This window comes from Halomonas stenophila (assembly GCF_014192275.1).
Taxonomy (GTDB): Bacteria; Pseudomonadota; Gammaproteobacteria; order Pseudomonadales; family Halomonadaceae; genus Halomonas; species Halomonas stenophila.
In genome coordinates this window covers 45169-59140 of sequence record NZ_JACHXR010000001.1, presented here as the reverse complement: position 1 = coordinate 59140, position 13972 = coordinate 45169, and the positions used below count along the sequence as shown (strand labels likewise).

Sequence of the window (13972 nt, the reverse complement as noted above, 5' to 3'; positions counted from 1 at the left end):
AGGTGAGTCACCGCGGCAAGCCCGGAGGTGCCATCCTGGTATTGTCGCCTGTATCGCGACCGCCGGGCGCTCTCCTCGCCGATCATCGGGATACGTGCAGTTCGCCATATCCTGATTATCATGTTCTACGCACTCGTTCTTCGTGCCACTAGAACCAGTGGGACACCGTCGATTGGTCCAGCCCGGAAAGAGGGCGCAGTCGGCCGGCGGGACCCCGCCTGGTGCAGCGCGCCAGGCCCATGCCCGCCGGGGGGTATGGCATACTCGGGGATTGCCGATTCATCAGCCGTGGCGAGACACAACTTCCAATGAGCCAGCTTCTCTTCCACCTCGACCCCGACCGGCCGGAAAGCCTCCAGCGACAACTGCGCGAGCAGATCGCTCGCGCCATCCTCGACGGTCATCTTCCCCTGGACGAGGCGCTGCCCTCCAGCCGCAAGCTGGCCAAGGAACTGCATGTGGCACGGAACACGGTGATGCTGGCCTACGAGCAACTCCTCGATGACGGCTACCTGATCGCCAGGAAACGCAGCGGCTACTTCGTCAATCCCGAGATCCTCGAGGGGCGTGCCGAGAAGCCCGTGCGCCTGAACGATATCGATGCCGAGCGCCTGCCCTGGGAAGAGTTGCTCACCATGCACCCGTCGCGGCAGGCCACCATCAGCAAGCCCAGCGACTGGTATCGCTACGACTACCCCTTCCTCTACGGCCAGATCGACCCCGAGCTGTTTCCGACCCAGCACTGGCGGGAATGCAGCCGGGATTCGATGAGCGTGCCGGCCATTCGCAGCTGGGCGGTCGACCATCTCAACGACGACGATCCCCTGCTCATCGAGCAGATTCACCAGCGGTTGCTCCCCCGCCGCGGGGTCTGGGCCGCCCCCGAGGAGATCCTGGTCACGGTGGGTGCCCAGCAGGCGCTATGGATGACCTGCATGCTGCTGCTCAAGGCCGGCCGGCGGTTCGGCATGGAAAACCCCGGCTACGTGGACATGTACAACATCGCCCGCACCTTTACCGATGATATCCGCCTGCTGCCGGTGGACGACCAGGGCATGCGCCTCGAGGCAGACATCGCCGATTGCCAGCTGCTCTACGTCACGCCGAGCCACCAGTCACCGACCACCGTCACCATGCCCCTGGAGCGTCGCCGCGAGTTGCTCGACATGGCGGAGACCGACAACTTCCTGATCATCGAGGATGACTACGAGAGCGAGACCAACTACCTGGACAACCCCACCCCGGCCCTGAAAAGCCTGGATCGCCACAACCGGGTCATCTACGTGGGCAGCCTTTCCAAGACCCTGGCACCGGGCCTGCGCCTGGGCTACATGGTCGGTCCCCCGACGCTGATCCACGAGGCCCGCGCCCTGCGACGCCTGATGCTGCGCCACCCGCCGACCAACAACCAGCGGGCCGTGGCCCTGTTCCTGGATCGCGGCTATCACGATGCCCTGCTGCGCCAGATCCATCAGACCTTCCACAGCCGCTGGCAGCGATTGGGGGATGCGCTGGCCCGGCACATGCCCAACGCCTCGGTGCCCTCCACCTATGGCGGCTCCTGCTTCTGGGTGAAGGGGCCCGACGGCCTCGACTGCCATGCGCTCCAGCGTCTGGCCGCCGAGCAGGGCATCCTGATCGAGTGCGGCGACATCCACTTCTTCGATGCCCCGCGCCTCGAGTACTTCCGGCTGGGGTTCTCGACCATCGCCGAGTCACGCATCGAACCGGGGATCGAGCGCCTGGCGGCGCTGGTGCCCCAGGCGATCGGCACGTCCTGAGCACTGCCCGTCCTCGCTCACCAGAGAAGCCGCCTCGAGGGCGGCTTCAGGCGGGGGATATCGGGATAAGCGCCTAGAGCACCTCGTCCTTCAAATAGTACCAGCGATACAGGAAATGCTGGCCGAAGCGCCGGAAGGGGGCAAAGGCCTGGGACTCGACCATCTCCCGGACGTTGGGGAACGGCAGCTTGGAGGTGAAGATCGGCAGATCCAGCTCCTGGCCGTGGCCGGCGATCCACTGGGCCAGGCGCCGTCCCGCCTGGGCCGAGTACATGACCCCGTTGCCGCCGTAGCCGAGGGCATAGTAGACGGTTTCCCCGGGATCGGGCTGGTGGATGCGTGGCATCATGTCATGGCTGACATCCACCCAGCCCCACCAGGAATAGTCGATCTCGATGCCCTCGAGCGCCGGGAACTTGCGATGCATGTTGCCGATCAGCAGGTTCTCGTACTTCTGCTGGGGGGCATCGCGGCCGGTGATGGCGCTGCGGCTGCCGATCTGCAGCCGGTTGTCCGGCAGCAGCCGATAGTAGTGGCGCAGCACCCGAGTATCGGTGATGACCTGATGGGTGTGCATGTTGCAGGCCGTCAGCTCATCGTCGCTCAGTGGCCGGGTGACGATCGAGTTCGACAGGATCGGCAGCAGGCGGTTCTTGAGCTCGCGATGCAGGCTCTGGGAGGTGTAACCGCCGGTGGCGATCCCCACCGCCCGGGCCTTGACCACCCCGCCCGGGGTGGTCAGGTAGTGCACGCCGCCGCGGGTCTCGAAGCCCTGGACCGGGCTGGCCGGGTGCACCTTGACGCCCAGCGCTCGGGCCTTCTTCAGGTAGCCGAAGGCCAGCTTGCCGGCGTGGATGCCGATGCCCTCGGGTTCGTGCATGGCCCCGGCCGCCTCCTGGTCGCCGATCCACTCGCGCTTGACGGTGTCGGCGTCGAGGATCCGGGCATCATAGTCGAAGGTTTCGCGCAGCAGCTTCGCCTCCTTCTCGAGGCCAGGCATGACCTTGTCCCGATGGGCCACATAGAGGTGGCCGCCCGGCTGGGGGTCGCAATCGATATCGGCGATCAGCCCCTTGAAGGTGTCCATGGCGTCCAGGCACTCGCGATGGAGCTTGAGGGCGGTATCCAGCCCGTAACGCTGGATCCACTGCGAGCGCTTGAGGCGGCCGGAGGCGCACTGGGCCTGCCCGCCGTTACGGGTCGAGCAGCCCCAGCTGCTGCGGTTGGCCTCGAGCACCGTGGCCTGGATGCCGTATTCCTGGGCCAGGAAGATGGCGGCGGTGAGGCCGGTGAAACCGGAACCGATGATCACCACATCGGCATCCGTGTCCTGCGTGATCGGGCCGTCGTCCGCCGGGGGCTCGCCGGCCGTGCCGATCCAGTAGGTGGGCGCATAGTCGCGCCCCGCTCCCGGGGTCGCACTCTTGAGCGGATCATAGGCCGGATCGTACGGCTGGGCCGGAGAGGTCGCCTGCTGCGTCGCCGCCTCGGCTTTTGGCATTGTTGTCTCCATGATCGGACTCCTCGCAGTCGGATGCCGTGGTTCGTCCTCGCCGGCTCAGGCGTTGACGGGCGGACGGTTCTTGCGGAAGGCGTTCTTCACCGCGATCTTGCCGTTACGGAAGGTGAACGCATCGATCATGCGCGCCTCGCTGCGCACGCCATCGGTGGTGGTGCCCTGGTAGGTGGACTCGGTGAAGCCCTTGTCGCCGATCACGTAGTGCTCGGCGTCGACCCAGCTGGCATCGGGTGCGGTCTTCCAGGCGTTCTCGAGGCCCTGACGCACCTCCGCCTGCCCCACGAAGCTCTTGCCCTGCAGGTCTGGACCGGCGATGGCATGGAACACGCAGTCCTCGGTCATCATGTCCATGACGGCATCGATGTCGTGACGGTTCAGGGCGTCGCTGAAGGCCTCGAGAAAGGCGGTATCGGGTTGGCTCATCTCGGTCTCCTGAGAATTGTCGTTGTGAGGTAAAGCGAAGCGGAGGGGGCCGGTGAGGCTCGACCCTCATCGCTAACGAGCCTACTGCCCCCGCCCGCTCGGCATTAGCGCCAGTTGCCGGCGGGCGATTGGACCAGCGCTGCAACCCGGCTCAGCCGGTCGCGGCCAGCGCCGCCGGAGAGGCGAGGCGCGCGGCCGGCTGGAAGGGGGCCGGGTCGAGGATCGGCGTGCACCCCAGCAGCTCGTCGACCAGCAGGCGGGTCGCGGCCGGCGCCAGCACCAGGCCATTGCGATAGTGGCCGGCGTTGACGGAGAGCCCCGCCACGCCGGGGATCTCGCCGATGAACGGCAGCCCCTCGGGCGCTCCCGGCCGCAGGCCCGACCAGTGATGCTCGATCTCGCACCCGGCCAGGGCCGGCAGGATGGCCACCGCGCTGGCATACAGGGAATCGCGGGCCTCCGGGGTCGGGGTCTTGTCGAAGCCGGCCTCCTCCAGGGTCGAGCCCACCAGCACCCGCCCGTCGGCGCGGGGGATCAGGTAGCGCCCACCGCGCAACACCACCCGTTCGAGCCACTGCCGGCTGCCGGTGACGGTCGGCGTCCTGAACACCATCATCTGCCCCTTGACCGGCCGCACCGGCAGGGTGATCCCCAGGGGGGCCAGCAGTTGGGCGGTCCAGGCCCCGCCGCAGAGGATCACGTGACCCGCCGTGAAGCGTCCGGCGGCGGACTCGACGCCGCCGACCCGGCCGCGCTCGACCTCCAGGCGGTCGACCCTGCAGTGCTCGTGCAGGGTGACGCCGGGCAAGGCCTGCAGCCTGGCACGCAGCGCCTGGCCCAGCCGGGGGTTGCGCAGGCTGCCCAGGGTCGGCATCCACAGGCCACCCTCGAGGCCGTCGACCAGGCGCGGCTCCCGGGCATAGACGGCGTAGGCATCGATCCGGCTCAGCGGCTTGTCGACCTGACTCGACCACGCCATGGCACTGGGCTCATCCTCCAGGTCGAGATAGAGCAGCCCCTGTCGGCGAAACTCCGGATCGATGCCGGTGGCCTCGGCCAGGTGTGCCGTCAGGTGGGCATAGCGGCCTTCCGACCAGCTCGCCAGCTGCGAAACGGGGGCCGGATGACGCCAGGGATACAGCGGCGAGACGATGCCGCCTCCGGCCCAGGAGGCCTCGCCGCCGCAGGGTCCTCGCTCCAGCAGGGTCACCTCATGTCCGGCCTCGGCCAGTTGCCAGGCGGTCATCATGCCGATGACACCGCCACCGATGATCAGAAAGTCCTTCATGGATCGTCTCCTCGAAACCGTCGTGATGGGGAGGAATGCTGCGGTCATGAAAAAGCCCCGGCCTGGCGCGTTTCCTCGCCGGTGAGGCCGGGGCTTGGCATGGGCGTCAGCTCAGCGAGTGAGCGACGCCGCCCGTCTTAGACATAATCTTGATACTTCTCCAGCAGCCGCACCGGCTTCTTCAGGGCGTCGCGGCGGAAGGGGTCGCCCAGCTCGCGGGTGCACATGATCTCCAGGATGCAGGTCTTGCCCTCGTTCATCTGCAGGTCCACCGCCTTCTTCAGCGCCGGGCCCACGTCCTCGAGGCGGTCCACGGTGATGCCCTCGGCGCCCATCGCCCGGCCGATCTCGGCGAAGCTCTGGTTGTCCAGCTCGCCGGCCACGAAGCGCCGGTTGTAGAACTCCACCTGGTTCTTCTTCTCCGCGCCCCACTGGCGGTTGTGGAACACCACCGCGGTCACCGGGATGGCGTGGCGCACCGCCGTCATGGTCTCCATCAGGCTCATGCCCCAGGCCCCGTCGCCGGCGTAGGCGATCGCCGGCCGCTCCGGTGCCGCCACCTTGGCGCCGATGATGGTCGGCAGCGCATAGCCGCAGTTGCCGAAGCTCATCGGCGCGAAGAAGCTGCGCGGCTTGTCGAAGCGCAGGTAGCTGTGCGCCACGGCGTTGATGTTGCCGATGTCGGTCGAGACCATCACGTCCTCGGGCATCGCCTTCTCCAGCTCGCGCAGCACCTGACGCGGGTGCAGGTACTCGCCGCCCGAGAACGGTGTCTCGCCGGCGGCCTCGTCGATGGCATCCAGGCTGAACGGGTCCTGCTCGTGGGTCCACTCGTCGAGCTCGCGCTCCCAGGCGGCCTTCTCCTCGGCGATCCGCTCGGCGCGGCTCCCCTTGCTGGCGTCACACACCAGCTCGCGACCCGACAGGCGCTCGGTGAGCGCCTCGGCGGCGTCCCTGGCGTCGCCGCAGATGCCCACCGCGATCTTCTTCACCAGCCCCAGCATCTTGTGGTCGGCGTCGATCTGGATGATCTTGGCGTCCTTCGGCCAGTAGTCCAGGCCGTGCTGCGGCAGGGTGCCGAACGGCCCCAGCCGGGTGCCCAGCGCCACCACCACGTCGGCCTGGGCGATCAGCTTCATGCCCGCCTTGGAGCCCTGGTAGCCCAGCGGGCCGCACCACAGCGGATGACTGGCCGGGAAGGAGTCGTTGTGCTGGTAGCTGTTGACCACCGGCGCGCCCAGCCGCTCGGCCAGCGCCTGGCAGGCCTCCACGCCGTCGGCCATCACCACCCCGCCGCCGGAGACGATCACCGGGAACTCGGCCTCGGCCAGCAGCGCCGCCGCCTCGTCGAGGCTCCGGGTGCCGCCCGGGCCGCGGTCCAGCCGCGACGGCGCGGGAATCTCGCACTCGATCTCGCCGTAGAAGTAGTCGCGCGGGATGTTGAGCTGGGTCGGGCCCATCTCCGACATCGCCCGGTCGAAGCAGCGTCCGGTGTATTCGGCCATCCGCGCCGGGTGGGTCACGTGGCCCTGGTACTTGGTGAACTCCTGGAACATCGGCAGCTGATGGCACTCCTGGAAGCCGCCCAGGCCGATGCCGGTGGTGCCCGCCTCGGGGGTGACGATCACCACCGGGCTGTGCGCCCAGTAGGCCGCGGCGATGCCGGTCACGCAGTTGGAGATCCCCGGGCCGTTCTGGCCGATCACCGTGCCGTGGCGGCCGGACACCCGGGCATAGCCGTCGGCCATGTGGGCCGCGCCCTGCTCGTGGACCACCGGGATCAGGCGGATGCCGGCCGGGGCGAAGATGTCCATGGCGTCCATGAAGGCCGAGCCCATGATGCCGAACATGTCGGTGACGCCGTTGGCGACCAGGGTCTCCACGAAGGCCTCGGAGGGCGTCATGGTCTGCTTGCCCTGCACGGCCTGGCGGGTGTCTGCGGTGTTGTCGGTGCTCATGGGAACCTCCACGGGAGCGCTGGGATGGATGTTGTTCTCGCGAATCCTGTTTGTGGTACGAGAAGTTCCGATATATGGAACGCAGATACAAGCTAGCGCCACCGCCGGGACCCGTCAACAGAAATTCCATAAAACGGTACAAATTGATTTCTTTTCAGGAACACATTACCTTGTCGGCAAAGGGAGAGCTGATCATGACCACCAATCGAACCGACATGAGCCGCCTCGAGGGCGATACGCCGGCACAGCGCCTGCTGGCCCTGCTGGAGGTCATCGCGGGGAAGGACCAATTCTTCACGCTGCAGGGCATGGTCGACGAGACTGGCCTGCCAAAGCCGACCCTGCACCGCATGCTCCAGCAGCTGGAGTCCTCGGGCATGCTGCAGCGAGAGGCCGATGGCCGGCACTACAGCAAGGGCAGCCGCCTGCGCCGGCTGGCCGAGTCGCTCCTGCTCAACGACACGATACAAGGGGCACGCCATGCCGTGCTGACGCAGCTGGTCGACGAGGTCGGCGAGAGCTGCAACATCACCGCACTGTCCGGCGGCGAGGTGCTGTACCTCGACCGGGTGGAGACATCGGCTCCCCTGCGCTTCTATCTGCACCCCGGCTCCCGAGTACCGGTGCATTGCTCGGCCAGCGGCAAGCTGTTCCTGGCCCAGATGGCCCCTGCCCAGCGCCGGCGGCTGCTGGATCAGATACCGCTGACGGCGTTCACCCACAACACCCTCACCGACCCGGCGGCCCTGGAGGCCGAGATCGAGACCGTGCGTCGCCAGGGATACGCCTTCGATGACGAGGAATTCCTGCCCGGACTGCTGTGTATCGCCGTGCTGGCGCCCAACCCGGCGGGACCATCGAACACCGGCCTGGCCATCCAGGCCCCGGTGATGCGGATGAATCGCGACAAGGCCATGGCCTGCCTGCCGGCCCTGCAGCGCGCCGCCGAGGCCATCGCCAACATCAACCGGGAAGCCCTGCCGGAAGCGGCCGATCTCGTCTCGGCGGATCGCTGAGGGATCACGCCCTGCCGGGCCAAGCCCATGGCGAGGGACGACCCGGCCCCTGGCCCGTCATGGTCATGACGCAGGGTGAGCACGATGCCGCTCGCCCTGGCCTGAGGGGGAGTTTGCGCATATCCTCTGAGCCATACGTGATGGCCCGCACCACAACAGGGAGACCGCAATGACCGGACTGTTAGCCGATGTCGACCCCGATGGACTGCTCGAGTACTCGGTGGTCTACACGGACCGTTCGCTCAACCACATGTCGAAGAGCTTCCAGGAAGTGATGCGCGACATCTCCGCCACCCTCAAGCGGGTCTACCGCGCCCATTCCGCGGTGATCGTGCCGGGCAGCGGCACCTTCGGCATGGAGGCGGTCGCCCGCCAGTTCGCCACCGACCGGCGTTGCCTGGTGATCCGCAACGGCTGGTTCAGCTACCGCTGGAGCCAGATCCTGCAGAAGGGCGACATCCCGTCCGACCTCGGCGTGCGCAAGGCACGCCGGCTGGATGACGACGACCCCACCTCGCCCTTCGCGCCGCCCCCCCTCGAGGAGGTGATCGAGTCGATCCAGGACCAGAAGCCCGACCTGGTCTTCGCCCCTCACGTCGAGACCGCCTCCGGCATCCAGCTGCCGGACGACTACCTGCGGCGCATCGCCGAGGCCATCCACGACGAGGGTGGCCTGCTGGTGCTCGACTGCATCGCCTCGGGCACCGTCTGGGTCGACATGCAGGACGTCGGCGTCGACGTGCTGATCAGCGCGCCCCAGAAGGGCTGGAGCGGCTCGCCCTGCTGCGGCATGGTGATGCTCTCGCGCCTGGCCCGGGAGATCATCGACGAGACCGAGAGCTCGAGCTTCGCCTGCGACCTGCGCAAGTGGCTGTCGATCATGGAGACCTACGAGGCCGGTGGCCATGCCTATCATGCCACCATGCCCACCGACGGCCTGCGCCGGCTGCGTGACGTGATGGCCGAGACGGCGGACTACGGCTTCGACAAGGTCCGCGACGAACAGCTCGAGCTGGGGCGCCGCGTCCGCGAGCTGCTCGCCGAGCACGGCTACCGGAGCGTCGCCGCCCCGGGCCATGAGGCGCCCGGCGTGGTGGTCTGCTATACCCAGGATCCCGATATCGCCGTCAAGTTCGCCGCCGCCGGCGTCCAGGTGGCCACCGGCGTGCCGTTGATGTGCGACGAGGGCGACGACTTCCGGACCTTCCGCATCGGCCTGTTCGGCCTCGACAAGCTGCACCACATCGAGCGCAGCCTGGAGCACCTCGAACGCGCCCTCACGGCGGTCGAGTCCGGCCACGAGCAAGCCTGAGGCCACTCCCCCGGCACGACGAAGGGCGGCCATTGGCCGCCCTTCGTGTGTCTGGAGGTTCGATGGGAGGCTCGGACCTCAGCCGCCGAGCAACGAGAGCAGGATCCGCTCCCCGTAGCCCCACAGCAGCACCGTCAACCCGAGCAGGGCCTCCAGCACCAGCACGCCGATGCCGAGCGTGGTACTCGAGACGATGAAGCCCTCCTCGCGACTGATGCCGAGAAAGGCCGGAATCCCCAGGTACAGCAGGTAGGCGGTGTAGCAGAGCCCGATGATGCCGGCCAGCAGGCACAGCCAGACCAGCGGGTAGACCGCCACGATGCCGCTGAGGAACATCGGCGTGGCCACATAGCCGGCGAACACGATGCACTGGCTCTGTCTCGGTGGCGTCGTGAAGCGCTTGGCCATGGCGCGGATCACCTTGCCCACCACGTAGACCGCCGCGAGGATTACCAGATAGAAGACGATCCCGGCGCCCAGGGCATCCAGGTAGCCGAGCCGTATCGTGGTCTCGCCCCCCAGCCCCCACCCCACCTGGGTCGTGCCAATATAGGAGCAGATGACCGGGATGGCCGCCAGCAACAGCACATGGTGCTCGTAGAGGTGGGTGAGCGTCTCGCGCTCCTCCTTGATCTGGCGCCACTCGCGCTGCGGGTGGGCCAGCAGTCCCCAGGTATGTGTCAACATCGCGTTACCTCCTGCCGTCGACGGGCCGAGCGGCCCGTCGGTCCATTGTGTCAGGTGACACACGCAGTATAGGCAGGAGGCGGGACGGCATGCCGCGCGCCGGGGACACTCAGTTCAACGCAGCGGCCCAGAGCGGCGCGGCCGGCGGCAGGCTCGCATCCAGCGACATCATCAGGCTCAGGGCGGTGATGGTCAGGATCGAGAAGCCGAAGACCCGACGGGCCCAGCGTTCCTCGTCATCGGCGCGATAGCCCTGCAGGGCCAGGTACAGCCAGTAGCCGCCCATGCCCAGGGCCACGGCGAAGTAGCCCGGTCCCGCGTAGCCCGCCACGCTCAGTGCCAGGGAGGCCGCCACGAAGGCCAGGATATAGCCGAGGATATAGTGCTTGGCCGTGTGGATGCCCTTGACCACCGGCAACACCGGGATCGAGGCCGCGCGATAGTCCTTCAGCCGGAAGATGGCGATGGCGTAGGAGTGCGGCATCTGCCACAGGCAGAAGATCACCAGCAGCGTCAGGGCACCGGTATCGAACGCCCCGGTGACCGCGCAGTAGCCCACCACCGGCGGCACCGCCCCGGACAGGCTGCCCACCAGGGTGCCGTAGGCGGAGCGACGCTTCAGGCACAGGCTGTAGGCCCCCACGTAGATGGCGAAGCCGAACGCCGCCAGCCCCACCGTGAGGCCGTTGGTGAACAGCGCCAGCAGGGCGAAGCCCGCGACCCCGAGTAGGGTCGCGAAGCGCAGCGTGGCGGCCGGCGTGAGCCGGCCCTGGACCAGCGGACGGTTCTGCGTGCGCGTCATCAGGGCGTCGATGTCCCGGTCGATGACGTTGTTGAAGGCACAGCCGGAGGCGATCACCAGCGCCAGCCCGACCAGGGTCGCCAGCAGCAGTAGCGGGTCCACCTCCCCGCGGGCGGCCAGGAAGAAGCCGCCCAGCACCGAGATGGTGTTGCCACCGATGATCCCCGGCTTGGTGAGGGTGAGATAGTCCTGGCGCAGGGTCGGCACCGGAGTCAGCCGATCATCATGTTCAGATGCAGATGATGCATGATCCATAGGGAACCTCCGATGACCAGAACCAGGATCGTCACGGTGAAGACGAAGGACATGAAGTTCCAGCCTTCATCGGCCTTGGTATTCATGTGCATGAACAGCACCAGCTGCACCAGCAGCTGGGCCACGGCCGCCACCACGATGGTGATCACCGTCGCCAGGGTGTCGAGGGCCCCGGTCATCACCACCCCGAAGGGGATGATGGTCAGGACGATGGACAGGATCAGGCCGATCACATAGGACTTGACGCTGCCGTGGCTGTGCTCGTCGTGCGTATGTGCACTCATGTCACAGGACTCCCATCAGGTAGACGAAGGAGAAGACGCAGATCCAGACGATGTCCAGGAAGTGCCAGAACAGGCTCAGGCACATGATCCGCGGGCGAGTGACGCCGGTCAGGCCCTTCTGCTTGACCTGGAGGATCATCACCAGGATCCAGATCAGGCCGAAGGTCACGTGCAGGCCATGGGTGCCGACCAGGGTGAAGAAGGCCGACAGGAAGCCGCTGCGATCCGGGCCGAAGCCAAGGTGGATCAGGTGCTGGAACTCGTAGATCTCCATCCCGACGAACGCGGCACCCAGGGCGAAGGTGATCCACAGCCAGCGGCCGACCCTGGCCGCCTGGTTGGCGTTCATGGACAGTACGGCCATGCCGTAGGTGAAGCTCGAGAACAGCAGCAGGAAGGTCTCGACCAGGATGAACGGCAGCTCGAAGATCTCGCCCGGGGTCGGGCCTCCGGCCGTGCCCCGCAGGAGCACGGCGTAGGTTGCGAACAGGGATCCGAAGATCACCAGGTCGCTCATCAGGTAGACCCAGAAACCGAAGACCTTGGTGCCCGCCGTGTCGTGATGATCGTCGTGGTGGTCATGCCCGTGGGCATGACCGTGGTTGCTCAGAGTATCGGTAGCCATGATTACGCCTGCACCCCCAGCCGAGTTGAATACGCGAGCTCGCCCTTCTGCTTCAAGCGCTGACGGTGCTCACGCTCGATGCGTTCTACTTCTGCCGCCGGCACGTAGTAGTCGACGTCCTCGTTGAAGACACGGGCGATGAAGGCCGCAAAGACCCCGAGGCTGCCCACGGCGACCAGCCACCAGATGTGCCACACCAGGGCGAAGCCGGCGATGGTGGCGAACAGCGCCATGACCGGGCCCTCCCAGGTGTTCTTGGGCATGTGGATGTCCTGGTAGGGCGGCTCGGACAGCGGCGGCTGGCCGCCGTTGGCCTGCTTGACCGTCCAGAAGTCATCGACGCCCTTCACCTCGGGCAGGTGCGCGAAGTTGTAGAACGGCGCCGGCGAGGAGGTAGACCACTCGAGGGTGCGGCCATCCCAGGGGTCGCCGGTGACGTCCTGGTTCTGCTTACGATCGCGCAGGCTGACGTAGAACTGGATCACGGTGCAGGCGATGCCGGCGGCGATGATCAGGGCCCCCACCCAGGCGATGACCATCATCGGCTGCCACTCGGGGTTGGCATAGGACTGCATGCGGCGCACGGCACCGAAGAAGCTCAACACGTAGAGCGGCATGAAGGCCACGTAGAAGCCGATGATCCAGCACCAGAAGGAGCGCTTGCCCCACTTCTCGTCCAGGGTGAAGCCGAAGGCCTTGGGGAACCAGTAGGTCAGGCCCGCCAGCATGCCGAACACCACGCCGCCGATGATGACGTTATGGAAGTGGGCGATGACGAACAGGCTGTTGTGCAGCACGAAGTTCGCCGCCGGCAGCGACAGCATCACGCCGGTCATGCCACCGAGGGTGAAGGTGATGATGAAGCCGAGGGTCCACAGTACCGGCGAGGTGAATTCCAGCCGGCCGCGGTACATGGTGAACAGCCAGTTGAAGATCTTCACGCCGGTGGGGATGGCGATGATCATCGTCATGATGCCGAAGAAGGCATTGACGTTGGCGCCCGCCCCCATGGTGAAGAAGTGGTGCAGCCAGACGATGAACGACAGCAAGGTGATCGCCACCGTGGCCCAGACCATGGTGTTGTAGCCGAACAGGCGCTTCCTGGCGAAGGTCGCGATGACCTCGGAGAACACGCCGAAGGCCGGCAGGATCAGGATGTACACCTCGGGGTGGCCCCAGGCCCAGATGAGGTTGACGTACATCATCATGTTGCCGCCGAAATCGTTCGTGAAGAAGTGCATCCCCAGGTAACGATCCAGCGTCAGCAGGGCGATCGTCGCCGTCAGAATCGGGAAGGAGGCGATGATCAGGATATTGGCGCACAGCGAGGTCCAGGTGAAGATCGGCATGCGGAACAGCGTCATGCCCTTGGTGCGCATCTTCAGGATGGTGACGAAGAAGTTGATCCCCGTCAGGGTCGTGCCGATCCCCGATATCTGCAACGCCCATATCCAGTAGTCGACCCCGACCCCGGGACTGTATTCGAGTCCCGATAGCGGCGCATAGGCCAGCCAGCCGGTCTTGGCGAACTCGCCCACGAACAGCGAGACGTTGACCAGCACCACGCCGGCGGCAAACAGCCAGAAGCTCAGGTTGTTGAGGAAGGGGAAGGCCACATCACGCGCGCCGATCTGCAGCGGCACCACCAGGTTCATCAGGCCGATGACCATGGGCATGGCCACGAAGAAGATCATGATCACGCCATGGGCGGTGAAGATCTGGTCGTAGTGCTCCGGCGGCAGGAAGCCCTCGGCCCCGGCCGAGGCCATGGCCAGCTGGCTGCGCATCATGATGGCATCGGCGAAGCCGCGTAGCAGCATCACCAGGGCCACGATGAAGTACATGATGCCGAGCTTCTTGTGGTCGATGGAGGTGATCCACTCCCGCCACAGGTAGCCCCACTTCTTGAAGTAGGTGACACCGCCCATCACCGCGAGCCCACCCAGCACGACGGCCGCAAAGGTCGTCATGATGATCGGGTCGTGGGTGGGGATCGCCTCGAGACTGAGTTTTCCTAACATG

At 66.4% G+C, this 13972-nt stretch carries 12 protein-coding genes; 3 read left to right on the top strand and 9 right to left on the bottom strand.

Annotated features, from left to right (window positions below):
- Positions 1-308: 308 nt before the first annotated feature.
- Positions 309-1781 carry a MocR-like pyridoxine biosynthesis transcription factor PdxR gene (pdxR, locus tag FHR97_RS00265; RefSeq protein ID WP_183381778.1) on the top strand — a complete coding sequence of 491 codons (1473 nt, stop codon included), beginning with the start codon at positions 309-311 and terminating at the stop codon, positions 1779-1781.
- A gap of 73 nt (positions 1782-1854) precedes the next feature.
- Here pdxR and FHR97_RS00260 read toward each other — a convergent pair whose 3' ends face one another.
- The 4 genes from FHR97_RS00260 to xsc all read right to left on the bottom strand — a co-directional run bounded on the left by FHR97_RS00260 (position 1855) and on the right by xsc (position 6969).
- Positions 1855-3282, bottom strand: a complete 1428-nt coding sequence (locus tag FHR97_RS00260) for an NAD(P)/FAD-dependent oxidoreductase (protein ID WP_221187628.1) — start codon at positions 3280-3282, stop codon at positions 1855-1857.
- 57 nt (positions 3283-3339) lie between these two features.
- The gene (locus FHR97_RS00255; RefSeq protein WP_183381776.1) at positions 3340-3723 is read right to left on the bottom strand and encodes a nuclear transport factor 2 family protein; all 384 of its coding nucleotides are present in this window, start codon (positions 3721-3723) and stop codon (positions 3340-3342) included.
- Between the two features lie 151 nt (positions 3724-3874).
- Positions 3875-5011: a glycine oxidase ThiO gene (gene thiO / locus FHR97_RS00250; RefSeq protein WP_183381775.1), complete on the bottom strand. Its 1137-nt coding sequence runs from the start codon at positions 5009-5011 to the stop codon at positions 3875-3877.
- 137 nt (positions 5012-5148) lie between these two features.
- Positions 5149-6969, bottom strand: coding sequence for a sulfoacetaldehyde acetyltransferase (gene xsc, locus FHR97_RS00245; RefSeq protein WP_246403635.1), 1821 nt, complete (start codon positions 6967-6969; stop codon positions 5149-5151).
- Positions 6970-7163: 194 nt separating this feature from the next.
- Between xsc and FHR97_RS00240 the strand changes: the two genes are divergently transcribed.
- Positions 7164-7985, top strand: coding sequence for an IclR family transcriptional regulator (locus tag FHR97_RS00240; protein WP_183381774.1), 822 nt, complete (start codon positions 7164-7166; stop codon positions 7983-7985).
- A gap of 169 nt (positions 7986-8154) precedes the next feature.
- Positions 8155-9297 carry an aminotransferase class V-fold PLP-dependent enzyme gene (locus FHR97_RS00235; RefSeq protein WP_183381773.1) on the top strand — a complete coding sequence of 381 codons (1143 nt, stop codon included), beginning with the start codon at positions 8155-8157 and terminating at the stop codon, positions 9295-9297.
- A 78-nt stretch (positions 9298-9375) separates the two neighbouring features.
- On the opposite strand, the gene FHR97_RS00230 is transcribed toward FHR97_RS00235, so the two are convergent.
- The 5 genes from FHR97_RS00230 to cyoB all read right to left on the bottom strand — a co-directional run bounded on the left by FHR97_RS00230 (position 9376) and on the right by cyoB (position 13971).
- A complete protein-coding gene (locus FHR97_RS00230; protein WP_183381772.1) occupies positions 9376-9984 on the bottom strand; it encodes a Yip1 family protein in 609 nt (202 codons plus the stop codon).
- Positions 9985-10093: 109 nt separating this feature from the next.
- Positions 10094-11041 carry a heme o synthase gene (cyoE, locus tag FHR97_RS00225; RefSeq protein WP_183381771.1) on the bottom strand — a complete coding sequence of 316 codons (948 nt, stop codon included), beginning with the start codon at positions 11039-11041 and terminating at the stop codon, positions 10094-10096.
- Complete coding sequence (gene cyoD, locus FHR97_RS00220) at positions 10999-11325, bottom strand: cytochrome o ubiquinol oxidase subunit IV (RefSeq protein WP_183381770.1); 327 nt, start codon at positions 11323-11325, stop codon at positions 10999-11001. Before cyoD ends, cyoE begins: the two co-directional genes overlap by 43 nt.
- A gap of 1 nt (position 11326) precedes the next feature.
- Entirely contained in the window at positions 11327-11950 is a 624-nt protein-coding gene (gene cyoC, locus FHR97_RS00215) for a cytochrome o ubiquinol oxidase subunit III (RefSeq protein ID WP_183381769.1), read from the bottom strand.
- Positions 11951-11952: 2 nt separating this feature from the next.
- Positions 11953-13971 carry a cytochrome o ubiquinol oxidase subunit I gene (gene cyoB / locus FHR97_RS00210; protein ID WP_183381768.1) on the bottom strand — a complete coding sequence of 673 codons (2019 nt, stop codon included), beginning with the start codon at positions 13969-13971 and terminating at the stop codon, positions 11953-11955.
- Position 13972 lies beyond the last annotated feature (1 nt).

Coding starts and splice junctions, on each gene's coding strand:
- cyoB (WP_183381768.1), bottom strand. CDS start 13,971: ATGTTAGGAAAACTCAGTCTCGAGGCGATCCCCACCCACGACCCGATC.
- cyoC (WP_183381769.1), bottom strand. CDS start 11,950: ATGGCTACCGATACTCTGAGCAACCACGGTCATGCCCACGGGCATGAC.
- pdxR (WP_183381778.1), top strand. CDS start 309: ATGAGCCAGCTTCTCTTCCACCTCGACCCCGACCGGCCGGAAAGCCTC.
- FHR97_RS00240 (WP_183381774.1), top strand. CDS start 7,164: ATGACCACCAATCGAACCGACATGAGCCGCCTCGAGGGCGATACGCCG.
- FHR97_RS00235 (WP_183381773.1), top strand. CDS start 8,155: ATGACCGGACTGTTAGCCGATGTCGACCCCGATGGACTGCTCGAGTAC.
- FHR97_RS00260 (WP_221187628.1), bottom strand. CDS start 3,282: ATGCCAAAAGCCGAGGCGGCGACGCAGCAGGCGACCTCTCCGGCCCAG.
- thiO (WP_183381775.1), bottom strand. CDS start 5,011: ATGAAGGACTTTCTGATCATCGGTGGCGGTGTCATCGGCATGATGACC.
- cyoD (WP_183381770.1), bottom strand. CDS start 11,325: ATGAGTGCACATACGCACGACGAGCACAGCCACGGCAGCGTCAAGTCC.
- FHR97_RS00255 (WP_183381776.1), bottom strand. CDS start 3,723: ATGAGCCAACCCGATACCGCCTTTCTCGAGGCCTTCAGCGACGCCCTG.
- cyoE (WP_183381771.1), bottom strand. CDS start 11,041: ATGGATCATGCATCATCTGCATCTGAACATGATGATCGGCTGACTCCG.
- FHR97_RS00230 (WP_183381772.1), bottom strand. CDS start 9,984: ATGTTGACACATACCTGGGGACTGCTGGCCCACCCGCAGCGCGAGTGG.
- xsc (WP_246403635.1), bottom strand. CDS start 6,969: ATGAGCACCGACAACACCGCAGACACCCGCCAGGCCGTGCAGGGCAAG.